Source organism: Sphingomonas colocasiae (genome assembly GCF_019880585.1).
Taxonomy (GTDB): domain Bacteria; phylum Pseudomonadota; class Alphaproteobacteria; order Sphingomonadales; family Sphingomonadaceae; genus Sphingobium_A; species Sphingobium_A colocasiae.
The window spans coordinates 205,981-231,059 of record NZ_JAINVV010000012.1; the positions used below are offsets into that span (position 1 = coordinate 205,981).

The window sequence follows — 25,079 nt, forward strand, 5'->3', positions numbered from 1 at the left end:
GCCTGCTTGCCAGAAAACAGCCTCAATCCGCCGTACTCGGGAATCACTCCATTCTGGATCCATCTGCAATTGCGCGGCTGAACGGGCCTGTCCATGAACTCCTTGGGAACAGGGCGCGGGGGATATGAATGGCTGGAGTATCAGAGCTGGCCATTGCTACAATTCAGTCCGCGCAGCACCGAATCGAGCTCATCGCCAACAATGTTTCCAATATCAATACGCCCGGCTTTCGAAGCAGCCGGGTGTTCCAGCAGGTCGTAGACAGTCGATCTGGCATTCCTGAAAGCATGTCAGCCACGGTCAGCCCGGCCAATTCGCCAGTCATGAGAACAACAGACCGCCCGCTCGATATAGCGGTTGCGGGAAGCGCATTCCTGCTGTTACGACAGGGAGATCGCTTGATTCCGGTCTCATCGGCCCAACTGCATCTGGATGCCAACAAGCAACTGGTCGATGACCATGGCCGCATTCTGCAATCGGTCGGCGGCGGAGATCTTGTCGTTTCGGCAAGCAATCCGCAGATCCTGCAGGACGGAACCATTCTGGTCGGCGGACAGCCCGAAGGGCGCGTTGGCCTGTTTGTCATCGACCCCACTGAAGCCGCCAATGGCGCGAGCAGACTCGGACTAAGCGTCGATGCCGCGCCGCCTCAATCCGAAGATGCGATCGTGCGCCAAGGCATGATCATCCCGTCGGACGTGGATCTTTCAGTGGAGATGGCAAACCTCACTCAGGCCTCACGCATGGCCGAAACCGGTGCGCGCATTTTCAAGGTAGCGGACGAACTCCTGGGAAGTGCAGCAAGCAAGCTTGGAGATCTGAGATAATGAGCGGCGCGTTGGAAATTGCTGCCATCGGGATGCGTACGCAGCAGCGTGCCCTGGATGCGATCGCGAATAATGTTTCGAACATGAACACTCCGGCGTTCAAGGGGTCGGAACTGCGCTTCTCCGAGTTGATCAGCGCCGCAGCGACACAGACGGCCGATGCACGTTCATCGCGGATCGATCCCATTTCGGGCGTCGAGCTCCTTCTCAGTCCTTTGATCGACGCACAGGGAAAACTGCAATCGACAGGAGATCCGCTCGACATCGCTATCGACGGCACCGGCTTCATGGAATTGATGGGACCGGCGGGCCAGACCATGCTCTGGCGCGGCGGCAAGCTGAAAATCCTTGAAGACGGCACCTTGGCCACCGCGGCGGGATTTCCGCTGAAAGCCAACATCTCGGTTCCCGAGGATGCGGCCACGTTGCGCATCGACCGGTCAGGCAAAGTCATGGTGACGCTTGGCGATGCACCTGATGAAGTCGAGTTGGGTATAATCAATCTGGTCAAGATCAGCGATCCGACGTTGATCGAGCGGCTGGCCGGCGGCGTCTATTCGGTCCAGGATGAAACGATCGTCACCGAAGGGGGGGCCGGGGAAGACGGGCTGGGTCAGCTCGTACAGGCGTCACTCGAGCAGTCGAACGTCGACCTCAACCGGGAGATGGTCAATCTGATCGTGACGCAGCGCGCCTATTCAGCCAGTGCGCAAATGCTCAAAGCCGCGGATGAGCTTTACAGCATCGCCAATAATCTGCGCAGCTGATCGATGAGTCTGGCGATCCTGCTGCATGCCCTGGCGGCTGTCACGCCTGCCGGCTCCCCAGATCACCAGATCTGCAGGGAAATGACGATGTCCGTGCCGGCAGGAGCGATTCTCGACGCCGACAATACGCGAACCGTCATCTGCGCCGATACGGTGGAAACCGGCAAGGTTGCGTATGATCGCCGTGTCGGCGTCGTGCGTGCCCGGATATCGCTGACGCAAGACGAACCGATCGGAAGAGTCTGGCTCCCGCTGAAGCCAAGAGTGTTGCCGGGGGACAAGCTCATGCTCACAGCCCGAATAGGCGCAACCACGGTATCGCGCGACGTAACCGCATTGCAATCGGCTGCCGATGGTCATCGCTTCTTCGTGATTGACGCGGACGGCCAGGTTTTCGCGGCCCCCTCACTCGCCACCTCGGAGAATTGAGATGTCCCAGGTGCTCCCGATCATGATCGCGGCGAAGGCGCTCGACGGACTTTCAATGCGAATGACGGCGATCGCGCAGAACCTTGCCAACGTGAACTCGCCAAGGTTCCAACCGGTAAAGGTGGACTTTGAAGCTGCGCTCAGTCGCGCTGCAGCGCAAGGGCCGGAAGCGGTAAAGTCGCTGACCTTCGATTTCGTCGCCGACAAGGCTTTTGGCCCTGGCGACGATCGACGGATCGACCTCCAGATTGCCGATGCCGCGGCTACTGCATCGAAATACATGTCGCTGGTCGATCTGATCGGCCGCCGCATGGCGATCCATCAAGCCCTTACCGGAGGCAGATGATGCCCGTCGACGCAATTGGAATTGGCCGAAGCGCGCTTGATGTCGAATGGCAGCGGCTTCAGATCATCGCCCAGAATCTTGCCAACCAGAACACCTCGCGGATCGCGGGCGGTGGGACATATCGGCCGCTCCGCGTCATATCCGGCCCGGCAGGCGACTTTTCGAGAATGATCACAGCAGGCCAGCCTGTCGCCACGCCGCAGGGTGTGCGCGTGATTTCGATCGAGGCGGACGGAGGCAATGTCCGACGGATATATGATCCCGGACATCCAGATGCCGGAGCCGATGGTTTTGTCGCATATCCGGGCGTCGATCTGGCCAGCGAGATGACCCTGCTGAGCAAGACGGCTCGCGTCTATGAAAGCAACCTGACGCTCATCTCCCTCGCCCAGCAGATGAACATGCGCGCGTTGGAGCTTGGAAAACGATGACAGGGATCGAGCCCCTTGCCGCGATCACATCGTCCGCCCTCCAGCTTGCCGGACCGATGTCGTCCTCCACGCCGGTCGCGGGAGCGAGCGGCTTCGGAGATCTGCTCGTACGCGGCTTGCAGAATGTCGACGCAAAGATCGGGAAGGCCGATGCGCTCATGCAATCCTTCGCCAAGGGCGAGCCTATTCCTCTCCATCAGGTCACGCTGGCATTGGAACAGGCACGGATGTCGGTCGACCTCGCGATGGAAGTGCGCGCCCGGCTGGTTGAAGCCCATCGCGACTTCATGAGCATGCAGGTGTAAGCGTGGATGGCAAAGTCCAGCCAGGTGACACTCCATCCCCGCGTGCAGATATCACGGCACCGCGGACCTTCTGGATTGTGGGCGCCCTCATCATAGGGTTGCTGGTCGCCGGCTATTGGTTCTTCATCCGCAACGATTATGCGCCGGTCTTGACAGACATAGCGCCGGAAGAGGCGGCCGAGGTCGTCAAGGTCCTGGACGCCAAGAAAATCCCCTATCATCTGGCGGATGGCGGAACCACCATCCTCGTCGAAAGGGGGCAGGCCGACAAGGCCCGGCTCGAGTTGATCGGCTCGGAACTGCCGATACGCGGACAGGTCGGCTTTGAGCTTTTCAACCAGTCGGATATGGGCCTGACCGAGTTTGCCCAGAAGATCAATTTCCAGCGCGCGCTTCAGGGTGAACTTGCCCGAACGATCCTTTTACTCGACGGCATCCGTTCCGTTCGGGTCCATCTGGGGCTTGCCGAGAACCGCCTTTTCCGAGGCGAGCAGTCTCCGCCAAAAGCCTCCGTCACTCTCATCCTGGCACCCGGAGCGAGCCTGACCGAAAGCAGGGTGAGCGGAATCCAGCGCCTCGTCGCGGGCGCTGTGCCCGATATGACGCCAGAGGCAGTCGCTGTCCTTGATGGCACCGGAAAAGTCGTCAGCACCGATGCAGTCGACCAAAGTGGATTGCCTGGCTCCAGTGACGCGGTCCTGGAGAATTACAGGCAGCGCGTAACCGCCGCTATCAGAACGAGCCAGCCCTGGCTGCGTTTCTCGGTGAATATCAGCCTGAGGCTGCGCCAATCATCGCAAATTCCGGTCGATACGAACCCGGCAACGTCTCGCGCCATCTCGCCAAGGGGTGAACCAGATTATGTCGTGAACGTCCGCGTGACGACACCGACGCAACTGGACGAGCAGGTTCGCCTGGAATTGATCAGCACTATAAAATCAGCGGCTGAAATGGACGCAGCCTATGGCGACTCCCTCGTCTTCCTTGTCGGCGAACCAGCACTGCCCCCCGTCAACCCAAGCCCCGCCGCCCGCAGTGACCGCGTTGTCGCCAAGACCGCCAATCTCGATCCCGCCCCCTCCTCGGGCATGCTGTCCATGCCCTGGCTGCTCGCGATCGGAGCAGGCTTGGTCGCGATCTTCCTGGCGACGGTGGTGATCATCGAACGACGTCGACGCGGTCGCGCGAAGGACGACGAGCTCGAAAGTTTTGCCGATCAATTGAGAAGCCGTCTGACCGGCTCGCCGGAGGTGCCGCATGGTGGATAATGCGGACCCGGCACTGGCCGTTATGCTACGCCGTTTCTCCGAATTGCGGCCCGCCGATCGTGACCTGGTCATGGATCTGCTGGGAACGCCGGCACGGGACGAATTGCAGGCCCTTTTGGCGAAGAGCGCGGGCGAGCCGGCCTCACCCGCGCTGCGAGAGCTGATCGCGTCCTGTCATTCACGCATTCCTTCACCGCTATTGACCCCGAGAGCGGTTGAAGCATTGAGCGCGGCCGCGAGGATGGGAACTCCACGCTTTTCAGCCGAAGAAGCAATTGATGGCGCCGCGGCCATCTCGGCAAGATCGAAGCCGGGCGTACGAGGGCCGGGGCTGTGACGGGCATGCTGTTCAAGAAGAGCAGCGATGTTGCGCGTCTCGCGACGCTGCAACTGGCTGTTCCAATCGAAGATCTGCCGCCGCCTGACGTCGTGACAGAACCGGCGGCGCCAAGTCTCGAAGCAGTCGAGCTTGCAAGGCTCCAGGCCGAGAATGCGGAACTCAAACGACATGTGCAGGCGATGAAGGCCGATCATGATGTCGAAGTCGAAGCCGCCTATCGCAAGGCACTGGTGGAGGCCGAGAGCCGCCATGTGCGCAATGACAAGCAATTGCTCGAAACGCTCGACCGCGCGCTCGCCTCGGCAAGCCGCCAATTCGAAACCGTCCTGTCCACCGCCTGCGGTCCAGCAGCGGTGAAGCTGGCCGCGGCCGGATTCGGCAAGCTTGTCGAGCTGCGGCAACAGGACGAGGATTGGCTTGTCCGGATCGTTGTGCAGCGTCTGGCGACGATTTCCACACAAGCCAGCGTCATACTGCATGTCTCCCCCGATATCGGCCAGTCAGCTCAAGAGGCGCTCGCCGCCAGCGGCCGAACCGATGTAGCGCTCAAGCTCGACAAGGCAGTTCCCGCAGGCACGGCGCGCATTTCACTCAAGCTCGGTGAGATCGTGATCGATCCTTCGCAGGGTGTGGCCGCGATCATGGCGCTGTTCGAAGACCGGGAGGGCGAAGATGAATAGTCTCGCGCTCATCGACCGCGTCCAGGCACTTGATCTGTTCCCGTCAACCGGGGCGATCCAGCGCCTCTCCCCAGGAGAGATAGAGGCGAATGGCCCGGACGCACCAATCGGCGCGCATTGCGAGGTTCTTTCGTCAAGGAACGGCAGCGTCCTCTTTCGCGCGCAAGTCGCTTCGGTCTCGTCGGATGCCATCACACTGGTTCCATTTCAGCCCGTTACCCGAGCCCATATCGGAGACCAGGTGAGGCTTCTTTCTGGCCGGGGCGGAAGCGCGGTCGGCAATGACCTGGCAGGTCGTGCCATCGATGCACTGGGTCGGCCGCTTGACGGCGGCGGCCCGCCCAATCTCAAGCACCGCAGCAGCGGCATGACCGATGTTCTTGATCGTATCGCGCCGACCCGACCGTTCGCGACAGGCGTGCGCGCGATCGATGGCCTTCTGACCATTGGCCTTGGGCAGCGGATCGGTATTTTCGCGGCAAGCGGTGTGGGCAAGACAAGGCTCATCGAGCAGGTCATTCGGCAGGCAGATTGCCAACGGATCATCATCTGCCAGATCGGTGAGCGCGGCCGCGAGGTCGAGGCGCTCTGGTCGGAGTTGAAAGGCTCAGGAGAGCTCAGCCGGGTCAGCATAGTCGCCGCGACGTCCGACGAGAGCGCCCCCATGCGGACGCTCTGCCTTGAGCAGGCGCTCGGCATGGCGGAATTCTGGCGGGACCAGGGGGAGGATGTGCTCCTGGTCGTGGATTCGGTCACGCGTTATGCGATGGCCTTGCGCGAGATCGGCCTGATCGCAGGCGAGCCGCCGATGTTACGCGCCTATACGCCGAATGTGTTGCGAGAACTCCCGCGCATCGTGGAGCGCTGCGGCGCCGTACGATCGGGCGGGTCCATCACCGGCTTGTTCACGGTGCTGAGTGAAGGAGACGATGTCGACGATCCGATCGTCGAGGTGATGAAGTCGCTGCTGGATGGTCATATCCTGCTGTCGCGAAAGCTTGCCGAGGCCGGGCACTTTCCGGCAATCGATGTCGGCCGGAGCATCAGCCGGCTGTTCGATCAGCTGGTCGAAGACCGCCAAGTCGCGGCTGCCCGCATCATACGCGCCAGGCTCGCCCGCTACGAGGAAGCGCGGGTGCTTGTCGAAAGCGGCATGTATAAACAGGGTTCCGACCCTGCCATCGATGTCGCGATTTCAGCGAGGGCGCCGATCGCCGAGTTCCTGCGCCAGTCCGATCGGCACAGCGAAACACCCTCTCGGACGCTGCAGCATCTGTTGAGCCTGTCCGGAGGTGCTTCCTGAGATGCGGAGCCGGAACAGCCTCGAAACCCTGCGTGACATCACAGCACTTAGAACGGCACAGGTCGATCTCGCGACCCAGGCGCTTCAGCAGGCCGACACGTCCTGGACGAACGCACGTCGTCAACGCGACGACGCATGCCGCGAACGCGACGCTGCCGCGGACAACTGGTTGACCGTGCTGCAATCCCGTTCGCTTGATCCAAGCCTGGCGTCACTATCGGGCCAGTGGCTGGTCGATCGTGAAGCAGCGCTGCGTTCGGCAACGCTCAGCGAGACCATCGCCCAGAGCAATCGCGACACGGCAGCCTCAACGCTGGCCCAACGCCATGCGGAGCTCGACACCAGCAGGGAGATCGCAACACGCGTCAAGCGCGGCATCGACAAGCGCAATGAAGAGGCTCGCGCGCTGGAACTGGCGGACAGCCATCTGCGGAAACGCTCGATATGACTCTCCAGATCGCGTACTCCGCGCTTCCCTTCCTTCCCGCCGGCCCGCCCGCGCTCGCGCAAGCGCCGCTTTCGCCCGAAGCGGACACCGGCTTCGCTCAACTGCTCGCCGCGCGCTCAGTTGCGCCGGCCACCAGCGAAACCCCAGGTGCCCTCTCTCCAGCCGAAGCGGCGATGGGCAAGTTGGTCGCAGCATCTCTTTCCGCGCCGAAAGAGATGCTGAAGAACGACCAACATGCTCGTGGCGAATTTCGTGACGTCGACGCGCCCGCGCTCTCCCCAACACTTCCAGCGCCGATCCAGCCCGATGCGTCACAGCCTGAGCCAGCGACGATCTCGACCGTCGAGCATCGCACGCTGCCGCCGGATCGATCGGAGAATCTGGCCGTCCGCGCCGATTTGCCAATCCGGGAATCGATCAGTCCCGATGAGCATATCGTCCACCAGCAGCCTGCGAACGACAAGCCCCTGGCCTCGCCCTCTCCTGCAAGCGCATTAGGGCTCGCCGGCTCGGTCGAACGGACGATATCGAACGCAGACATGCGCAAGTCGGCGGACCGGGAAGCTGCTCCGCTCGCCATCGCGTTTGTCGCGGCGGGCATCTTCGAATTGCCAGCGCCCGATGTCGATGGACTGGTCACGCTCTCGCCCCTTGAGCCCCTGCATTTGCCTCGTGGATTGGACAGGGCGCCATCCATCCAGTTATCGGGCCGAAGCGCTCACCAAATATCGCATCCACTATCGCCCGTAGTTGGTGGCGAGATGCCGACCGCGCTGTTGGCACCTCCTCGATCCTTCACGCGCCATATGCCGGTGATCGCGGCAGGAACAGCAAGCAGCAAAGCGCCCTCCTCCACAGCCGACGACGCGGCGTCGGTTCAGAGTCCGCCGATCGACCAATGGCTGACCTCCGTTTCGGGGGAGCCGGGTGCTTCAGAGCCCGCACTCGCCGAGCCTCTCAATGCCGAGCCTCGCCGAAATGTAGGCGCGCATTCTCAACGCTCGGAATTCGTCGCGTCGCTTCTTCCGGTTTGCGTCACGCTCCATGCCATGGGCGAAAGCGTGAAACTTACGGTCCGAATGGCGGCGAACCAAAGCAGTGACGATCCCGCAGAGTTCGAGAGGATGGCTGCCAAGTTGCTCTCCTCGGAGGGCTTCGATCTCAGGACCGTCATCATGAACGGAAATCAGGCTCATACCGCGCGAGGGAATCAGCGATGAACATCATGCCTCTTATGGCGGGGCAGGCCGTGACGCCGGCAGCGGGTGCTGCAACCAACACCGATTCGACCGCGAAGTCGGTGACCGACGCCTTTGGACTAAGCTTTGAATCGCTCCTCAAGATCGTGCTGACGCAGCTGACCTACCAGGATCCGCTCAAGCCGATGGACAATTATGAGTTCGTCTCGCAGCTCGCGCAATTTTCTCAAATTCAGCAGGGCCAGAAAACCAATGACAGCCTGGACACGCTCGTTCGCGCCCAGGCGACCTTGCAGGCCACATCGCTTCTTGGCCGGCGGGTCGACATCGACGCGGGATCGACCACGCTGACCGGCAAGGTGAAGGCGATCACATTCCGTGACGGTGAAACGAAGCTCACCGTTGAGACCACGCAAGGCCTCACCATCAACGATCTATCGCTCACTTCTGTTGTTCAGATCAGGGAAGGGAATTGACATGCTTGGATCAATCTATGTCGGACTGAGTGGCTTGCAGGCCTATTCAAAGGGCCTTCAGCAGGTCAGCAACAATGTCGCCAACCTGAATTCGCAGGGCTTCCGGTCATCGGTGGTGACCTTCTCGAACCTCCAATCGTCGCGCGAGTCGGGGGGGATCGGTTATTCCAGCGTCTCGGACAATCCGAGCGGCGGTGTAGCCCTCGGCCAGTCCATGCTCGACTTCACCCCGGGCCAGTTGCGGCAGACCACGCGCGATCTGGACCTTGCAGTCGATGGATCCGGTTTCCTGGTCCTGATGAGGGGCAGCGAGATTCGTTACGCACGCACCGGGAGTTTCGAGGTCAATGAGGACGGCTATGTAACCCTCCAGGGAACCGATTGGCGCCTGGCGACGCTCGATGCCTCGGGACGCGCGGTCTCGCTTTCGGTCGATAACGCGCGAACCAGTGCGCCCGAAAAGACCACGAAAATCGCGTTCGCCGACAATCTCTCCTCCACCGCGACCACCCACAGCATCAACAACATCAAGGTCTATGGTGCAAATGGCGAAGAGCATGTCTGGAAGATCGATTTCAGCCGCGAGGAAACCTCCACTGACTGGACCGTAAAAGTCACCGACGAGAAGGACCGCGTTATCGGTGAGAAGACCCTGAGCGTCAGCGGCAGCGCGCCGACAAGCGAGACCAACAAGCTGCTCTTCGCCGATGCCGATAACGGCCTGTCGGTCGAGTTCGATTTCAGCGGAAAAGTCACCTCCTATTCCTTCGGCACTGTCTCCTCGCTGCGCGCCTCTTCGGTCGATGGACAAGGCACCGGGGCACTCTCCTCGATTGCGGTCAATGAGAAAGGTGAACTGGAACTCGCCTATTCGAACGACAAGAAGGCTTCGTTCGGCGCGGTCGCTCTGGCGACCTTCCGCGATCCGCAGGCGCTGAGGCAGGAAGCTGGCGGCCTCTTCACCTTTGACGGCAGCACTGAAGTGCAGATGCTTTCAAGCAGCGATCCGCGCGTCGGCTCGGTGGTCTCCCGGCGGCTCGAGGCGTCGAACGTGGATCTTTCGCAGGAATTCGGCGAGCTCATTCTCATCCAGCGCGGCTTCCAGGCCAGTTCCCAGATCGTCAGCGTCGCCAACGATATGATCCAGCAACTCTTCGGCATCCGTGGGCAGGGATGACGCTAAAGCCTACCGCCTGGCTTCCACCTGAACAGCCCGGAGAAAGTCTGGACATATTGAACAATATGTTCAGCAACTGGCTGAGCGAATGGATTGTCGAGCCTCCGGTCCACCACGTTGAGGAATCGGCCTGCGAAGGCAGGAAGTTCCGGTGGTGGGGCGGTCCGCTCTTCGCCATTGGCATTTCGGAGCAGGATCGTATCGCGCTCGGAAAGTCGGTGCTGGGCGGGGAAGGCGATGTTTCGCACGAAAGGGACCGCCGGATCTTCGAGGCGGTCGCCATTTCCTCCCTCTCGGCGCTGGCGGAAACCATGCGCCAGGCTATCGGAAGCGAAAGCCCCGCCTTGGAAAGCACCGCGCCCCCGACGATCGGAGAGAGCCGCACATATCACCTCGCTTGTCCAGAGAGCAGTTGGGCAATCGAGTTGGCGATCACGCCCGGCGCGGCCATTGCCTTGCGAAAACATCGCGCCGGGCGCCGGACGGTTCCTGAACTCACAACGCTCGGCGCCGCGCTTGCCGATGTCGAGGTCGATCTGGGATGCCATCTTGGCGGCGCATCGCTTTCCGCGGGTCAACTGGACGATCTGGCAGTGGGCGATCTGATCGTCCTGGACGGCCGGTTGAAAGACACCCTCCCCCTGACCCTCGGCGGCGAAATCACCCGGCACGGCAGGGCGGAGATCGGCGTGGAAGGCGCGTCCCATCATCTGCGTATCACCGAAACCCCGGATCTATATTTATGACCATCGCTGAAAAATTCCTCGACCAAACGGCTGCGTCCGCCCGCGATGTGGTGCGCACCGCCATTGATGGTCTGCCGGTCAGGGTCGAGGCCATTCTGGGCGCGGCCAGCGTGAAGGTCGGCGAACTCTCCAGCCTGAAGCCTGGAGACACACTGCCGCTCGAAAATCTGCTTGGCGATCCGGTCTCGCTCCGCCTTAATGGCAAGACGATCGCCTATGGCGAACTCGTGTCGATGGGCGACAATTTCGCGGTCCGCATCCAGGCCATCGCGCAGGAATAGTTCCGGATGCGCGCAACCAGTGTGATCCTGGCCATCGGTGGCGCGCTGTGTGCGCTGCCGGGCATCGCGCATGCACAGCGTCTGGCGGGCGGTGAAGCCGCCAATGTTTCGATCATCCGCGTGGCAGCCGCGCTTGCAGTGAGCGTCGCAGCCGCTTTCGCGCTGATCATATTGATCCGGAGCCGCATGGCGAATGGACGTAGCCGGACAATGCCGGGCTTCCTGGGCGGGCTCAAGCAAAGCCGGCGACTGTCGGCGATCGAAGTGCTCAGAGTCTCGCCACAAGCCGAACTCGCGCTCGTCGATTGTGACGGGACCGAATATCTTCTCTTTTACGGGCAATCCGGAATCGAGATTCTGTCGCGCCGCGAGCGCAGCAATATCGATGCACAGGGCGGGGTCGACTAAGATGCGCCGGCGCCTGCCACTGCTCAGCGCGGCTCCCGCGATGATGCTTGCTTTCATGCCGCAGACCGCGCTTGCAAGCCCATTGGCCGCTGTCGGATCGAGCGATATCGTCCGAACCGCCGTCATCCTGACCCTTCTCGCGGTCTTGCCGACACTCATCATCGCCATGACGAGTTTCACGCGCATCGTCATCGTGCTGTCTATGGTCCGGCACGCTTTCGGCATGCCGGAGACGCCACCCAACGCCGTCCTCGTCAGCCTGGCGCTGTTCCTCACCATGTTCAGCATGAAGCCCGTCGCCGAGGAGATGCACAAACAGGCCTTGCAGCCCTATCTGGCCGGGCGAGTCACGCTGGAAGCCGCAATGGAAAAGGGCACCGCGCCGCTGCGCCGCTTCATGCTCGCCCAGACCCGCGACGAGGATCTGGCGACGATCTATCGCGCGTCCCGCACGCCCCTGCCATCGACGCCAGATCAGGTGGAACTGGCGAAGCTGGTGCCGGCGTTCATCATCAACGAATTGCGCGTAGCCTTCACGATCGGCTTCGTGATCCTGCTACCCTTCCTGCTTATCGACCTAGTGGTATCGGCGATCCTGCTTTCGCTGGGTATGATGATGGTGCCACCCACCACGATCTCGCTCCCCATCAAGCTGCTCATGTTCGTGCTGGTCGATGGCTGGTCGCTGATCATCCTGGGGGTCCTGGGAAGTTTCCGGTGACGCGGCGGCAGCGGCTTCCAACCGGCATGGACCTACTGGTTCGCCCGGACCGGGCCGAAGCATCGCTCTGGCGGCGTTTCAAATCTTCGGGACATCCGCGGCTTCGAGAAAGCCTGTTTGAGCGATATCGTCGCTTTGCCCGCTCCCTGGCACGCCGCCATGCGCGCCGCAGCGCTCTGGGCAACGATGTCGTCGCCGATCTGGAGCAATGCGCCTATGGCGGCTTGCTCGAAGCCATCGACCGCTATGATCCAGCCAGAGGCACCTCGTTCCTCTCATTCGCAACTGCGCGGATCGCGGGAAGTATTGTCGATGGTCTTGGCAATCTGGACGAGCACAATGCGCAATACCGGTTTCGACGGAGGGCTGAGCGCGAAAGACTCGATTCGCTCATCGGCGACGAAGCCAGGACCGGACAGGGAAATGCGATCGGGCAGTTGACCGACCTGATTGCCGAACTTGCGCTTGGGCTCATCCTGGCGGCTGAGGAGAACGAGGCCAGCGGCCCTTATAGTGGAAGACCTGACAGCGGTTTCGACACTCTCGCCTGGCGGCAAACGAAAATCCTGCTCCACCAGCGGGTTGATTCGCTGTCGGAGTTCGAGCGCATCGTCGTTCGGCAACACTACCAGAACGACCTGCTTTTCTCGCAGATAGCCACTATGCTTGGCCTATCGCGTGGCCGGATATCCCAGATCCATAAAAGTGCACTCGGGAAACTGCGAAAAACGATGAGGTTCATACAATGACGGATTCGCTCTGCGCCGAAGATGCGCTCCAGGATATCATCCTGACCGCGCAAGCTGATTCCGCCCGCGCGGTCGACAAGATCGATCAGCTTTTGCAAAAGCACCCTGGGGATGCACGTCTGCATTTTCTGAAAGGCTCCTTGCTCGTCGAGCTCAAGCGCCATTTTGAGGCCCATCGCGCGATGTCGCAGGCCATCGCGATTGCGCCGGATTTCGAGATCGCCCGCTTCCAGCTCGGTTTTTTCGAACTGACATCCGGCGAGGCGGATCGCGCCATCGAGACCTGGAGGCCATTGAAGGATCTCCCGATCGAACATTATCTGCGCCGGTTCGTCGTCGGGCTCGAACATCTGATCGACGACCGTTTCGAACAATGCGTGACCGAACTCGGCGCTGGCATCGCCGCCAACACCGAAAACCTGCCACTCAATCGCGACATGGAACTCATTATCGCAAGATGCGCGGAGATCCTGACGCCGAACGCCGATGCCACGCAGAAGGAGAGTGATGTGGTTTCAGCCACATCGTTCCTGCTTGGCAGCAAGTCCCGGTAGATTGCCGTGACTTCGATCAATCGTGTCGACCAGGCGATCCTGCTGCTCCAGGATCGCCTGAAGCGACTTCAGGAGCGTAACGGCAGCAAGGCGACCGATCCTGGCAAAGCCCAGAGATCGGACAAATCTGACGCCCTGGCACCACTGCGCCGGATGACCCGGCAGGGCGGCATCAGCGAGGAAGATTTGCGGCGCGCCCTGGTTCGGACGCTGCTCTCGAACGCGCTGGGCGGGGAGCAGGTGTCGAGCCTGGAATTCAACTCGATCGCGGATCAGGTGTTGCGCATCCTCGAGAGCAACGATGCCGGCCGCGACCTGTTGCAACGCGCCTTGTCCGACCTCGAGTAGATCAACACCAACGGCCCGCTGGAGGGCGGGATCGGGCGCAATCGCGCTTACAAAGATTCTTCTAAACAGTTCCCGAAGCCGCCCGACACTTGTTCTGAGTGGGGCAAATCCCCGCGTTCATTGCGACAACGGGTGATCGAGATGGTTGCGATTTTTACGGGTACCGGCGCTGGGTTCGACCGCGGTTCGGGTTCGGTGCTGGGCAGCATGGGCCTTCTGGGTTCCGCGTCGCAAGGACGCGGCAACGAGGGTATCTTCGTCAATGCGGCAAACGGCAACCTGTTGCTCAGCAAGCAGGACGAAGTTCTTATCGGCCGAGGCCCGGACGCTATTGTCGCGCGGACCTACAACGACATTCTGACGCCTGAGGAAAATGGCGATCGCTGGCGCTATGCTTATGATCGGCGTGTCTATGGCCTGACAGGCACCGTGAATACCATCAGTAGCACCGTCAAGCGCCTGTCAGCCGATGGCAGCGAGATCACCTATTATTGGGACGGGACCAGCAAGTACAAATCCTATGATGGCGGAGGTGCACACGACACTCTTGAGTGGGATGGCACGACCTGGATCTGGAGGGACGGAAACAGCCGTATCAAGGAGGAGTACGAATCCTACGGAACCACCAATGGAACGCCATCCTTCAGGCTGAAGAAGCAATCCGACACCGACGGAAATACGGTAACATTCACCTATAGCGGTGCAAGGTTATCACGCTCCACGACGCAGGATGGCGGATATATAGAGTATTCGTGGGACGGGAATGGCAATATTTCTAATGTTGTCACAAATTTCACCAACTTGGAAACGAGCGCGGCCTCCACAATAACCCGTACCAGTTATGAGTATGAAAGCTATATCGATGGCGGCGTCACAAAATATCGCCTTAACAAGGTTAAAATCGACCTTACACCAGAGAATGGGTCAGATAACGTCGTTTATATAACGACGTACAGGTATGATTCTTCAAATCGAATCGACCTTATCACCCAGAGCGATGACTCGTCCTTGGCAATAACCTACAATGTATCTGGAAAAGTATGGAAGCTAGAGCAGACATCGACCTCAGGAGTAACGAGGAAAACCGAGCTTACATATTATACGGGATACACAACAATTGAGGACCCGACCGGCCAAATCACAACTCTTGAATATTACACTTCCGGAACTATCGTGGCCGGAAATCTGAAAAAAATCACGGCCCCGGCCGCCTACTCTGGCGCCCCCCAACAGACGGTTGAGTTCACATATTATACAGACGGAAACATTTCCACCATCAAGGATTCTCTTGGGAACACCACGACCTTTGACATCTATGACACGAGAGGCATGGCAAACCGCATATATGACAGAGAAGGCAATGCGGTCGTTCGCACATACGGCTCCAACAGCGAGCTCGTGCTGGAGCAGTTTGTTGCAGCCGATCAGGACAGCGGCGCATCCAACCTTGCTTCAAGATATGTATATGATAGCGAGAATCACCTTCGATACATGATCAGCGCCGACGGAAGGGTTACCGAGTATCGATACCAATCTTCTGGTGAAATTTCTTTCAAAATCGAATATCCGGAACATTATTACTCCGTTGGGTCGACAGTTCTCAATGAAACGACGATGGACAGCTGGCGCGATGGCCTGACGGACCGCTCCAGTACAAAAATTACTAAATATAATTACGACGCACGAGGTAACCTCACATCTCAATTTTCCTACGGTATCGCGAACACCTCAGGTATCGAGAGCAACAGCGAAGGCTATTCTCAGACCAACTTCATTTACGATCAGGCAGGTCAGCTACTGAAGCGGCAGATCGTGGGCGAAGGGCTTGAGACATTCGTTTACGACGGCATGGGACGCCTTACATCAGTTACTGATATCAATGGCGGAACGACGACCTTCGTCTTCAATGACCCCAATACGACCACGACTGTGCAACTGGCGTCCGGTTACGTGACGACCAAGACCTATAACAAGGCCGGTGATCTGCTGACCCAGATCGACAGCGGCAGCTATGTCACTGGGGGCACGACGACGAACCAGTACGACAAACTGGGCCGGTTGCGGGTGACCACGGACGCGAGCGGTCGCAAGACCTGGTTCGTTTACGACAAGGCAGGCCGCAAGGTTGCCGATATCAAGTCGTACGGCACCCACGGCGAGGTGGTCGAATATCGCTACGATGCGAACAATCGCGTTATCGCGACGCGACGCTACGCGACCCATCTTACGCCCACAGAACTGAGCACCACCTTCGACAATCCCGATGCCGTATTCGACTTTGCCGATAAGGATCCGGCAGCACATGCCGACGATATCTGGAACTGGACGGTCTACGACAAGGAAGGCCGGGTTCTGCAGTCCATTAGCGGCGATGGGAGCACCGTCGTCTATGCCTATGACAAGTCCGGCAGGTTGGTATCGACAACGAACTATACCGGAAAACTGACTGCAGGTCAGATCTCCACCCTGATGTCCACGCCACCCACGGTGGTGACCCTGCCGACCACGCCCGGCGATGTCAGCGTGGCACGCAATTTCTACGATCGTGATGGGCGAATGATCGCGGTTCTGGATGGCGAGGGCTATCTCTCCCGCACGATCTTCGACGGCGCCGGGCAGAAGGTGAAGGAGATCGCTTACGCCAACGCGACGGGAAGTGCTGGAACGGTCAACCGTGCGACCGCGAGCCTGACCCAGCTGATAGCGAGCATCACCGCCTCCGCGACCGCGGACCGGACGATGAACTATGTCTATGACGGTCAGGGCTTGCTCCGTTACGCCGTGGACGGCCTCGGCCAGGTCACCGAATATGTCTATATGGGCAGCACCGCATCGACCGCGGTCGGCCGCGTCCGCTCCACGGTCCGCTATGCTGGCACGATCAGCACAAGCGATTTCACCTATGACAATGTGAAATCACTCGTCACGCCCCTGGCGTCGAACACCGACAATCGGAAAAGCTGGGCGGTTTACGACAATAAGGGCCGATTGATCTACTCGATCAATGCCAGTGGCGCCGTCACAGGCTTCACCTATGACAATATGGGCCAGATCACCCGCCAGGTCGAATATGCGACGCTCCGTTCGACCACCAGCCTGCCCGATCAGACGACGATGGACAGCTGGCATAGCAGCAATATCGGCAACGCCGCCAATCGGATCACGCGCACCTGGTATTCGGCGCGCGGCGAGGTCCGCTTCACGGTCGACGCCGAAGGCTATATCGTACGCAACGGCTACAACGCGGCCGGCGATCTGGTCACCGTTACAGCCTGGGATAATCCGGTCACAGCGACCGACTCGACCACCATTGCGCAGGTCGATACATTGGCAGCAGGCGCCGGAACGTCCCGGGCACAATCCTTTTCCTACGATGTGCAGGGCAGGCTGCTGCTCGCCCAGGATGCCGAGGGCGTAGAGACTGCCTATGAATATTATGCGACCGGCCTGCTGAAAGCGCGCTGGGTCGCCTACGGTACTGCGGATGTCTCGGCCACCACATTCGGCTATGACCTGGCCGGGCGGTTGATCAGTCAATATGATGCATATGGCACCACCGAACAGACGTTGACCACATATGCCTATGACGGCCTCGGCAACCTGACATCCACCACCAACCCGCGCAACCAGACCACCACCTATACATATGACAAGCTCGGTCAGGTGAAGACGGCTGTCGATGCAGCGGGCACGACATCGTATGATTACAATGCGTTCGGGGAAGCCTGGAAAGTTACCGATGGGCGGAACAACGCCACCTATAGCTGGTTCGACCGGCTCGGGCGGGTCACTCACGTCCAGGATGCCCTCAACTATGTGACGACGACAAGCTACACCGTCTTCGGCGAGATCCTGAACGTCAAGAGATGGGCGACGGCCGTTGTCACCACCCCCGCCATAGGCACGCCGCCCAGCCCGTCGGGAACGGTGGCGACCACCGCCTTCACCTATGACAAGCAAGGCATGGTGCTCAGCAGCACCGACGCAAATAGTCAGACGGAGAGCTATGCCTATAACGCCTTTGGCGACCGGACGACCGTCACCAACAGGCTGACCCTCGCCACCACCTACAGCTATGACCGCCTGGGCCGGTTGACGCGCACGAGCTACGATGCTGCCACCGTCAATCACAATGCGGGCGGCACCGTCGTAACCGGCAACCAGATCGTCAAAACCTACAGCTATGACGCATACGGCAACCGCAAGCAGATGGTGGAAGGATTCAGCACCACTGCGGGTGGGGCAGTCACCGCGCTAAGGACCACTGATTACACCTATGACCGCACGAACCAGCTGACGGAAATCAAGCACGACAGCGTCACGGTGATCGCCGACGACATGGTCACCACATCGTCGACTATCCCGAAGGAAACCTATGCCTATGATAAACGCGGCAATCTCATCAAATTTGTCGATGCAGGACTCGCTGCAACCTTCAGCTATTACGACGACCTCAACCGCAAGATCGCCGAAATCCGCCAGCTGAACGGAACGCAGGGCGCCTATACCAGCTACACTTATGACAATAACGGGAACATAAGCTCGACCAAGGTTTATGAGACGATGGTCACATTACCATCGTCGGCAGGCGGCACGCCGCCCACTGTTCCATCCGGCGTGTTCCGTGAGACCGCGTTCACATATGACAATGCCGATCGCATGCTCACCAGCACGATCGTCAGCAACACCGGCAATGTCATCACAACGGGCAACTGGAACGGTTCCAGCTACGTCACGACGACGGGCAATCTGCAGACGCAATATGAGTACGATGCGAACGGCAATGTCGTTAAGCTGATCGACGCGAACACCAACGCGGCCTGGAGCTGGTACGACAAGCTCAATCGCAAGACCCATCAGCTCGACGCCGAAGGCTATATCACGAAATGGGACTATGATGCCGAGGGCAATGTCCTCGTTGAAACGCGATATGCGACAAAGTTCACAGGCACGCCCAATGTCTCCACCCCACCCACGGTCAGCACCCATGGCGATGATCGGATCACCACCTACACTTATGATGCGAACGGCAATCGTCGCACGGAAACGCGTTCGAACGTTACCGCATGGACGGTCAACGCCTCGACCGGAGCGGTCAGCGCCGCCGGCACCAGCGCGGTCATCGAGTATACCTATAACGCCCTGAATCAGGTGCTCACGAAGACGGTCGCCGGGGCGGTGATCGCCACCTACACCTATCATAATTCCGGCCGGCTCGAGAATGAGCAGCGCGCCTCCTATTCGGATGCGAATAGCACAACCGGCAGCCCGACGACCGTCACGCCCACGACCATATATGCATATAACGCGACCGGAGACCTGACCCGACAGACCCAGTCGGGGAATTCGGGCACCTATTCCGCCGCGGATCGGGTGACCAATTATCGCTATGGCGAGGGTGGCCGCCTGATTTCGACGACCGATGCCGAGGGCAATGTCCACAATTATTTCTACGACGCAGCCGGGCGCCTGAAGAAGGACGGCTATACCCGCATCATCAATGCCAGCACCGCCTCGAACTCCGCGACGACCAGCACCGTGACGGAGGCGATCACCACCAGCTATGACATGGGCGGGCGGGCTCTCAAGAAGGGCGTCTACAGCACGATCGGCGGCACCTTCAAGCTCGTCGATTATATGAGCTTCCAGTATAACGTCTTCGATCAGGTCACCCAGCAGGGGCAGGGCAGCAATTCGTCGACCGACATCAACAGCGGTTCCGCGCTGTACCAGGTCACGAATGTTTACGACGCCGCAGGCAACCTCGTTGCCAGCAATGCCGGCGACGGCATCTGGGATTTCTATAGCTACGACAAGGTCGGCAACCAGACCGGCGTGATCACCTCGGCCGGCGCCAGCGACACCGGCACCAATTTCGCGACCGCGCTTGCAAAGACTATATTTGCCGACGTCAACGGCACCTGGACCGTTTACGACAAGCGCGGGCTTGCCAGGCAAGTGATCGAGGAAGGGCGGGATCGCATGCTGGGCGGATCTAGCGAAACGCTGACGACCAGCCGCGCCTATAATGCGTTTGGCGAGAAATCGAGCGAGACCGACGCGCTCAACAACACCATCACCTATACCTACAACACGATGGGCCGGATGATCCGTTCCGAAAGCCCGGCGATCCGCATCAAAGACGAAACCGGCGCCGAATATTGGGTGAAGCCCTCGGAGGATTATTATTACGACCTGGGCGGTCGCCTGGTCGCCACGCGCGATGCGAACGGGACCTATGCGAAGACCGGCACCGCCCCGGGCACCGCAACGAGCAAGGCGACAAACACCGGCAATCTGCTGAGCTACGATCTGCTGGCGGGCACCGGCTACGATGGAAGCCAGTCGCTGATCTCAACCGAGTTCCATAGCGACGGTGGCAAGAAGCAGACGCTCTACGATCGCATGGGCGACGCGCGCGTGCTGCGCAGCGAGATCTTCGACTATGCCAACGTCGGAACGACCACACTCGCATTCACCGAACAGTCCTTCAACAAGCTGGGCCAGCTCACACAGGTGAAGCACGCGCGATATGAAGCGGACACGGGCGACAGCAAGCGGCTCATCGACAACTACCGCTACGACCAGTTCGGCCAGCGCATCCAGCATACCAACAATCTCTATGGAAGCTCGGTGGTCGAGAAGACCGGTTATGACGCCATCGGTCGGGTCACGAGCCAGACCGACATGGAGAACCACCTCACCACCACTGCCTACGCATGGGATGGTACCCTGGCGACAGGCGGATTGCTGACCTTTGGCGGCTGGGCGGAAACGACCAGCTACTCCCCGGACTCGTCGCTGACGTCGACGATCAAGAGTGATATCTACAATCGCGAGGTCTACAAAAGCGATCTTGGCGGGCACGTGTTCACGACCACCTATGACAATGCCGGTCGCATGACGACGCGCTCCGCCTCCCCGACGGCCACCCAGACCTGGTATTGGTACAATACCGGCCTTCTGTACCAATCGGCCGGTCTCACCGGTATTGCCACCTTCAGCTACGACAAGGTTGGCAACCGGTTGACGGAGAAGCTTGAGAATGTCGGCACGACGATCAAGGACGCAAGCGCCACTTATGATGCGCTTGGCCGACTGACGACCTTTACGCAGGCATCCGCCTACTACTTGAATGGTTCCGCCAGCTACACCAACCCGGATATCTACAACGAATATTTCTACGATGCGAATGGCAACATCCGCCAGACGATCAGCACGTACGACAAACTGAACAATGATGGAACTGTTCTTACCGCGAATGCGACCGATAACTTCTGGTACCGCTACGACAGCATGAATCGCCTGGTCGTGGACAAGGGCAAACTATCTGGAACCGCAGGAACGGCAGGTACCACGATCGTGCGGCGTGACGCGTCCCTCTATGGCCAGGCGAACAGCGTGGATATAGGCTATGATCAGGCGGGCCAGCGTACATACACGGTCCGCAGCAACTTCACATCAATCCCGGGGTCACCCTTTACGCTCAACACGTTCACGGAAGTGCGCGAAATCTACGCCTATTTCGGCAATGGCACGCTGAAATCCATCAGTACCACCGAAGGCACGATGGTGCTGGCGACGTTCAATGCCGGCACGGGCCTCTACGAGCCGAATAGCGCGATACCGGCCGCTCCCACCACGGGCGGAACGCCCCGCTCCTCCTTCAGTTACGATCTGATGGGGCGTCAAACCGCGCAGACGGACTATGATACAAACGGGACGAGCGCGGTTTACAACCGATCGTCGACCTACAACATGATCGGTCAGTTGACCTATGAATCGTCGTCGACGCTCAAGACCGACGGCAAGACCTACGGCTCGACATCCAGCTACAGCTATTCGAATAGCGGCGGATACCTGCTTGGCGCGGTATATCAGGTGAGCGGGACCAGTTCCGTGTCGGGCACGAGCACCAAGAGCACGCTGACGACGAACAGCTATGAGTGGTATGACGGCGCGGTGCAGAGCTCGATCTCCTACAAACCCGACACGGGCGCCAGCACCACCTATACCACGACCTTCTACAACAATGCGTTCGGCCAACCCTATGAGGTCAATATCGCTGATGGGCGTCCGCGCCGCGTGTTCTTCATGATGGATACCGATGGCCAGATCCTTCGGCGCGATGAGGTGGACGGCAACCTCTCGAACGGCGATCCGCACGAGGTGTGGTATCGTTTCAATGGCCGAGAACTGGGTTATACGGGTAACGACAGCACCGACAATCTCAACGAAGCGGCGTCGGTCGCCGATCGGCGCGTGGTCACCGGCTCTGGCGCTTTCCACAATGGTTCGACGACCGGCGCTGCCTATACCGATACAAGTGGCGGATCCTACGAGGCGCTGAACAGCTTTAACCAAGGCTCATCGGCAGGCGGCTATGTCGTGCAATCCGCCGGCGAAAACCTGCGTTCGGTTGCGCTGGCGCTCTGGGGTGACGCCTCGCTCTGGTACAAGCTGGCGGAGGCAAACGGACTTCAGGCGGATACGGCACTGATCGAAGGGCAGCGGCTGAACGTGCCCGCCGGGGTAACACGTTCGGGATTCAGCGCCGATACGCTCAAGCCCTATGATCCCAACGACACGATCGGCAACGTATCGCCGACCACGCCGAAGCCGAAAAAGCCCAACAAGTGCGGGGCGTTCGGGCAGATCCTGCTGATGGCTGTGGCCATTGCGGCTACCGTCATTCTCAAGGCACCGATCGTAAAAGCCCTTGGGCCGGTTCTCGGGGGCGCCGCGACTGGCGCTGCCGCGTCCGTCATCTCGCAGGGCATCGGTCTGGCCACCGGCATCCAGAGCAAGTTCTCCTTCAAAGGGGTGGCGATGTCCGCGATCGGCGCCGGTGTCGGCGCCGGTCTCGACAAGTTCATGCCTAGCAACATCGCCGGCAGCGCTTTCCTCGGCGATGCGGCGCGCGGCGCGCTGGGCAGCGCGATCTCGCAGGGGATCGGGGTCGCAACCGGGCTGCAGAACAAATTCAGCTGGACGGGCGTTGCGGTCGCCGGGATCGGCGAAGGCGTGGGCGCCGGTGTTGCACGGGAATTTGGCAGAGACGGCGGGCTGTTCGGCATCAAGGCCACGAACGGCAAGTTTGGCAACGACTTCATCTCGACCAGCGCATCGGTGATGGCCAATGCCGCAACCCGATCTGCCCTGTCGGGCGGCAGCTTCGGCGACAACCTGATGCGCGGACTTCCCGATGCCATTGGCGGCCTGCTTGGCCGCACATTGGGTAAGGCCGGCAACGAAGTTATCACTGACATCACCGCAAAAACCGAGCAGGTTAGCGGTAATCCTGTTGATAGAAATCGCTCATCCCATATCCAATTTGCCAGCAATGGCATGATAAATGGCATGACAAAAAGCGATTCCTCCTCTTATATGGAAGACATCGTATCCGACATTATCATCACAGCTAAAATACGCGCTGCTGAACTTAAGGAAGATGGACGTGGAATTCTGGATCGCATCGATCGATTTTTGGGATTTTCAAACCTAAGTGGCAACTATCCGCATAAGAGACGAAATTCTTCTGAGCGCGATAGAACTTACGAAGCCAGCTTAAGGATACGGGCCAGCTCTGGTCCAAAATATCACAACAACGATCCCGGATCATATCTTTTTGCTCCCGACCACCCAGTCACCGGTTCATTTACGACACGATCTAGAACATCACTTCTACGAGCAGGCGATGCGATTGGAGGATTAATCAATAGCAATATTGGAAACGGCACCGCATTCGACAAATATGTCTCTTCACCAGGAAGAACCGGCTTGAACTTCATTAACGATAATGTGCTTGGGCCGGGCACGCTATACGATACAGCAATAGCAAAGCCCGTCTATGCCTTAACCGGCTTAGCAGATTCTGTTGATCAAGGCCTCATTATGACGCTAGAAACCAGCGGCGTACTCCGACCGCTAGGGATGGGGCTTTCCGGTCTTCGCTCCCTTAATGCACTCAGAGCCCAGGCCCTAGCCGCAGAAACTGCTGTCCCGCAGGTGACGGCGAACCGACTAGCTGGCAACGCTTTCCGTGACGAAATTGCGGCTGCCCTGCGGGCCGAAGGGCGCGGTGTTCAAACGGAAGTTTATAAGAAGACACCTTTCGGCGCTCGATATATGGACATTGAAGTCAGCGATGTACCGGGAGGAACGGTCCTTGGCGGCATCGAAACGAAACTGGGCAATTCACGCTATACTCCGTCTCAGAGAGCCAAAGATATGTTCTTGAAGATGCGGGAAAACTACCCGGTCAATGTGGTGAGGGAGCCTCGATAGTGGCAACCTCGCTAGATTTGATTTTGAACGAGGTGATCGCGAAAACGGCGGCGCGGCTGTCGGCAGATGGCTTCAAAAAGAGCGGCAACACGTTCCGGCGAGTATTTGATTCCGGTGCGGCCTTGATCGAGTTCCAGAAGAGCCGGGGCAATACTGGCGATACCTTGTCTTTCACCATCAATCTCGCAGTGGTCTGCGGCCCATTGCTGGAACCGGATGGATTGACCCTACAAAAGGCCCGCGCAATCGATGGCCATTTGCGTCAGCGCATCGGCGTTCTGTTGCCGGATCGACAGGATAAATGGTGGGAAATTGATGCCGCTACCGACGCAAATGCTTTGGCAACCGAGGTCGCGAACACCATTGGCGATATAGCGGTCCCGTACCTTTTACGATACGTCGATCCTCACGACCTGATGGTCCTTTGGGAAACAGGACAAGCTCCCGGCCTCACAGAAGGCGCGCGGGTCCGGGACCTTCGGATGCTGAAAATCGCTCTAGGAACGGATCGAAAATGACTCTTGTCGGTACATGGGTTGTGGATGAATCAGACCGGCACGCATTGGCTGAGCTTGGCGATGTCTTGCTTGATTTTGATGAAAACGGCGCGCTCACATACGTCATACGAGCCGACGGAAAGCAGCAAATTATCTTGATGCAATACGAGGTGGATGGGGACGCGATCGTGACCGATCAGCCCTCAGCACCCCGGGTCGAGCGGACCTCGTTCTCGCTATCCGATGATGGGAAGCTGGTGCTGGCCTTTGGGGGCGAGCCTTTTACGTTCAGGCGAGCATCCGAGGGTTGATGACGGATCGGGGCGTCATGGGGCTGAAAGGCAAGATAAAGGGAATGGCTCCCCCTATGGGGTAAGTCATTGTCTGCACATCGTTATTTAGAGAGACTGGCGGCACTGGGGTGGAGACTCCGGTGCCGTTTTGGTGCGGTAGCGCGGTCAAGCTGCTGGAATGCTTGGCCTTAATCGAGAG

Annotated in this window: 24 protein-coding genes; all 24 read left to right on the forward strand. The window is 59.4% G+C overall.

Going from position 1 to position 25,079, the window contains the following annotated elements; all coding sequences use genetic code 11:
• The first annotated feature begins 128 nt into the window (after nucleotides 1–128).
• The 24 genes from K7G82_RS24820 (at nucleotide 129) to K7G82_RS24935 (ending at nucleotide 24,898) form a co-directional block, all read left to right on the forward strand.
• On the forward strand, nucleotides 129–827 hold the full coding sequence (locus tag K7G82_RS24820) for a flagellar basal body protein (protein WP_222992650.1): 699 nt from the start codon (nucleotides 129–131) through the stop codon (nucleotides 825–827).
• Nucleotides 827–1,594, forward strand: coding sequence for a flagellar hook-basal body protein (locus K7G82_RS24825; protein ID WP_222992651.1), 768 nt, complete (start codon nucleotides 827–829; stop codon nucleotides 1,592–1,594). Before K7G82_RS24820 ends, K7G82_RS24825 begins: the two co-directional genes overlap by 1 nt.
• Before the next feature lie 3 nt (nucleotides 1,595–1,597).
• On the forward strand, nucleotides 1,598–2,023 hold the full coding sequence (locus K7G82_RS24830; RefSeq protein ID WP_222992652.1) for a hypothetical protein: 426 nt from the start codon (nucleotides 1,598–1,600) through the stop codon (nucleotides 2,021–2,023).
• 1 nt (nucleotide 2,024) lies between these two features.
• The gene (locus K7G82_RS24835; RefSeq protein WP_222992653.1) at nucleotides 2,025–2,369 is read left to right on the forward strand and encodes a flagellar basal body rod protein FlgB; all 345 of its coding nucleotides are present in this window, start codon (nucleotides 2,025–2,027) and stop codon (nucleotides 2,367–2,369) included.
• Nucleotides 2,369–2,800, forward strand: coding sequence for a flagellar basal body rod protein FlgC (gene flgC, locus K7G82_RS24840; protein ID WP_222992654.1), 432 nt, complete (start codon nucleotides 2,369–2,371; stop codon nucleotides 2,798–2,800). The genes K7G82_RS24835 and flgC overlap by 1 nt, the downstream gene beginning before the upstream one ends.
• The gene (fliE, locus tag K7G82_RS24845) at nucleotides 2,797–3,105 is read left to right on the forward strand and encodes a flagellar hook-basal body complex protein FliE (protein WP_222992655.1); all 309 of its coding nucleotides are present in this window, start codon (nucleotides 2,797–2,799) and stop codon (nucleotides 3,103–3,105) included. Before flgC ends, fliE begins: the two co-directional genes overlap by 4 nt.
• 2 nt (nucleotides 3,106–3,107) lie before the next feature.
• Nucleotides 3,108–4,373: a flagellar basal-body MS-ring/collar protein FliF gene (gene fliF, locus K7G82_RS24850; RefSeq protein WP_222992656.1), complete on the forward strand. Its 1,266-nt coding sequence runs from the start codon at nucleotides 3,108–3,110 to the stop codon at nucleotides 4,371–4,373.
• Complete coding sequence (locus tag K7G82_RS24855; RefSeq protein ID WP_222992657.1) at nucleotides 4,363–4,710, forward strand: hypothetical protein; 348 nt, start codon at nucleotides 4,363–4,365, stop codon at nucleotides 4,708–4,710. The genes fliF and K7G82_RS24855 overlap by 11 nt, the downstream gene beginning before the upstream one ends.
• 5 nt (nucleotides 4,711–4,715) lie before the next feature.
• Nucleotides 4,716–5,393, forward strand: coding sequence for a FliH/SctL family protein (locus K7G82_RS24860; protein ID WP_222992658.1), 678 nt, complete (start codon nucleotides 4,716–4,718; stop codon nucleotides 5,391–5,393).
• Nucleotides 5,386–6,696: a FliI/YscN family ATPase gene (locus K7G82_RS24865; protein ID WP_222992659.1), complete on the forward strand. Its 1,311-nt coding sequence runs from the start codon at nucleotides 5,386–5,388 to the stop codon at nucleotides 6,694–6,696. The genes K7G82_RS24860 and K7G82_RS24865 overlap by 8 nt, the downstream gene beginning before the upstream one ends.
• Before the next feature lies 1 nt (nucleotide 6,697).
• Entirely contained in the window at nucleotides 6,698–7,144 is a 447-nt protein-coding gene (locus K7G82_RS24870) for a hypothetical protein (protein WP_222992660.1), read from the forward strand.
• Complete coding sequence (locus tag K7G82_RS24875; RefSeq protein ID WP_222992661.1) at nucleotides 7,141–8,364, forward strand: hypothetical protein; 1,224 nt, start codon at nucleotides 7,141–7,143, stop codon at nucleotides 8,362–8,364. The genes K7G82_RS24870 and K7G82_RS24875 overlap by 4 nt, the downstream gene beginning before the upstream one ends.
• Nucleotides 8,361–8,819, forward strand: coding sequence for a flagellar hook assembly protein FlgD (locus K7G82_RS24880; protein ID WP_246623843.1), 459 nt, complete (start codon nucleotides 8,361–8,363; stop codon nucleotides 8,817–8,819). Before K7G82_RS24875 ends, K7G82_RS24880 begins: the two co-directional genes overlap by 4 nt.
• Before the next feature lies 1 nt (nucleotide 8,820).
• Nucleotides 8,821–9,996: a flagellar hook-basal body complex protein gene (locus tag K7G82_RS24885; protein WP_222992662.1), complete on the forward strand. Its 1,176-nt coding sequence runs from the start codon at nucleotides 8,821–8,823 to the stop codon at nucleotides 9,994–9,996.
• A 65-nt stretch (nucleotides 9,997–10,061) separates the two neighbouring features.
• The gene (locus K7G82_RS24890) at nucleotides 10,062–10,742 is read left to right on the forward strand and encodes a FliM/FliN family flagellar motor C-terminal domain-containing protein (RefSeq protein WP_222992663.1); all 681 of its coding nucleotides are present in this window, start codon (nucleotides 10,062–10,064) and stop codon (nucleotides 10,740–10,742) included.
• Nucleotides 10,739–11,023 carry a FliM/FliN family flagellar motor C-terminal domain-containing protein gene (locus K7G82_RS24895; protein ID WP_222992664.1) on the forward strand — a complete coding sequence of 95 codons (285 nt, stop codon included), beginning with the start codon at nucleotides 10,739–10,741 and terminating at the stop codon, nucleotides 11,021–11,023. Before K7G82_RS24890 ends, K7G82_RS24895 begins: the two co-directional genes overlap by 4 nt.
• Before the next feature lie 6 nt (nucleotides 11,024–11,029).
• Nucleotides 11,030–11,431: a hypothetical protein gene (locus K7G82_RS24900; RefSeq protein WP_222992665.1), complete on the forward strand. Its 402-nt coding sequence runs from the start codon at nucleotides 11,030–11,032 to the stop codon at nucleotides 11,429–11,431.
• A 40-nt stretch (nucleotides 11,432–11,471) separates the two neighbouring features.
• Complete coding sequence (gene fliP, locus K7G82_RS24905; protein WP_246623844.1) at nucleotides 11,472–12,152, forward strand: flagellar type III secretion system pore protein FliP; 681 nt, start codon at nucleotides 11,472–11,474, stop codon at nucleotides 12,150–12,152.
• A gap of 26 nt (nucleotides 12,153–12,178) precedes the next feature.
• Nucleotides 12,179–12,901, forward strand: coding sequence for a sigma-70 family RNA polymerase sigma factor (locus K7G82_RS24910; protein WP_222992666.1), 723 nt, complete (start codon nucleotides 12,179–12,181; stop codon nucleotides 12,899–12,901).
• Nucleotides 12,898–13,455: a hypothetical protein gene (locus K7G82_RS24915; protein WP_222992667.1), complete on the forward strand. Its 558-nt coding sequence runs from the start codon at nucleotides 12,898–12,900 to the stop codon at nucleotides 13,453–13,455. The genes K7G82_RS24910 and K7G82_RS24915 overlap by 4 nt, the downstream gene beginning before the upstream one ends.
• Nucleotides 13,456–13,461: 6 nt before the next feature.
• Nucleotides 13,462–13,803, forward strand: a complete 342-nt coding sequence (locus tag K7G82_RS24920) for a UbiA prenyltransferase family protein (protein ID WP_222992668.1) — start codon at nucleotides 13,462–13,464, stop codon at nucleotides 13,801–13,803.
• 141 nt (nucleotides 13,804–13,944) lie between these two features.
• Nucleotides 13,945–24,090 (forward strand): RHS repeat domain-containing protein, encoded by a 10,146-nt coding sequence (locus K7G82_RS24925; protein ID WP_246623864.1) that lies wholly within the window; start codon nucleotides 13,945–13,947, stop codon nucleotides 24,088–24,090.
• On the forward strand, nucleotides 24,090–24,608 hold the full coding sequence (locus K7G82_RS24930; protein WP_222992670.1) for a DUF4304 domain-containing protein: 519 nt from the start codon (nucleotides 24,090–24,092) through the stop codon (nucleotides 24,606–24,608). Before K7G82_RS24925 ends, K7G82_RS24930 begins: the two co-directional genes overlap by 1 nt.
• Complete coding sequence (locus K7G82_RS24935) at nucleotides 24,605–24,898, forward strand: hypothetical protein (RefSeq protein ID WP_222992671.1); 294 nt, start codon at nucleotides 24,605–24,607, stop codon at nucleotides 24,896–24,898. Before K7G82_RS24930 ends, K7G82_RS24935 begins: the two co-directional genes overlap by 4 nt.
• Nucleotides 24,899–25,079 lie beyond the last annotated feature (181 nt).

What these genes read in the sequence shown, in the direction of transcription:
- K7G82_RS24820 (WP_222992650.1), top strand. Translation starts at nt 129, where the DNA reads ATGGCTGGAGTATCAGAGCTGGCCATTGCTACAATTCAGTCCGCGCAG.
- K7G82_RS24825 (WP_222992651.1), top strand. Translation starts at nt 827, where the DNA reads ATGAGCGGCGCGTTGGAAATTGCTGCCATCGGGATGCGTACGCAGCAG.
- K7G82_RS24830 (WP_222992652.1), top strand. Translation starts at nt 1,598, where the DNA reads ATGAGTCTGGCGATCCTGCTGCATGCCCTGGCGGCTGTCACGCCTGCC.
- K7G82_RS24835 (WP_222992653.1), top strand. Translation starts at nt 2,025, where the DNA reads ATGTCCCAGGTGCTCCCGATCATGATCGCGGCGAAGGCGCTCGACGGA.
- flgC (WP_222992654.1), top strand. Translation starts at nt 2,369, where the DNA reads ATGCCCGTCGACGCAATTGGAATTGGCCGAAGCGCGCTTGATGTCGAA.
- fliE (WP_222992655.1), top strand. Translation starts at nt 2,797, where the DNA reads ATGACAGGGATCGAGCCCCTTGCCGCGATCACATCGTCCGCCCTCCAG.
- K7G82_RS24855 (WP_222992657.1), top strand. Translation starts at nt 4,363, where the DNA reads ATGGTGGATAATGCGGACCCGGCACTGGCCGTTATGCTACGCCGTTTC.
- K7G82_RS24860 (WP_222992658.1), top strand. Translation starts at nt 4,716, where the DNA reads ATGCTGTTCAAGAAGAGCAGCGATGTTGCGCGTCTCGCGACGCTGCAA.
- K7G82_RS24865 (WP_222992659.1), top strand. Translation starts at nt 5,386, where the DNA reads ATGAATAGTCTCGCGCTCATCGACCGCGTCCAGGCACTTGATCTGTTC.
- K7G82_RS24870 (WP_222992660.1), top strand. Translation starts at nt 6,698, where the DNA reads ATGCGGAGCCGGAACAGCCTCGAAACCCTGCGTGACATCACAGCACTT.
- K7G82_RS24875 (WP_222992661.1), top strand. Translation starts at nt 7,141, where the DNA reads ATGACTCTCCAGATCGCGTACTCCGCGCTTCCCTTCCTTCCCGCCGGC.
- K7G82_RS24880 (WP_246623843.1), top strand. Translation starts at nt 8,361, where the DNA reads ATGAACATCATGCCTCTTATGGCGGGGCAGGCCGTGACGCCGGCAGCG.
- K7G82_RS24885 (WP_222992662.1), top strand. Translation starts at nt 8,821, where the DNA reads ATGCTTGGATCAATCTATGTCGGACTGAGTGGCTTGCAGGCCTATTCA.
- K7G82_RS24890 (WP_222992663.1), top strand. Translation starts at nt 10,062, where the DNA reads ATGTTCAGCAACTGGCTGAGCGAATGGATTGTCGAGCCTCCGGTCCAC.
- K7G82_RS24895 (WP_222992664.1), top strand. Translation starts at nt 10,739, where the DNA reads ATGACCATCGCTGAAAAATTCCTCGACCAAACGGCTGCGTCCGCCCGC.
- K7G82_RS24900 (WP_222992665.1), top strand. Translation starts at nt 11,030, where the DNA reads ATGCGCGCAACCAGTGTGATCCTGGCCATCGGTGGCGCGCTGTGTGCG.
- fliP (WP_246623844.1), top strand. Translation starts at nt 11,472, where the DNA reads ATGATGCTTGCTTTCATGCCGCAGACCGCGCTTGCAAGCCCATTGGCC.
- K7G82_RS24910 (WP_222992666.1), top strand. Translation starts at nt 12,179, where the DNA reads ATGGACCTACTGGTTCGCCCGGACCGGGCCGAAGCATCGCTCTGGCGG.
- K7G82_RS24915 (WP_222992667.1), top strand. Translation starts at nt 12,898, where the DNA reads ATGACGGATTCGCTCTGCGCCGAAGATGCGCTCCAGGATATCATCCTG.
- K7G82_RS24925 (WP_246623864.1), top strand. Translation starts at nt 13,945, where the DNA reads ATGGTTGCGATTTTTACGGGTACCGGCGCTGGGTTCGACCGCGGTTCG.
- K7G82_RS24935 (WP_222992671.1), top strand. Translation starts at nt 24,605, where the DNA reads ATGACTCTTGTCGGTACATGGGTTGTGGATGAATCAGACCGGCACGCA.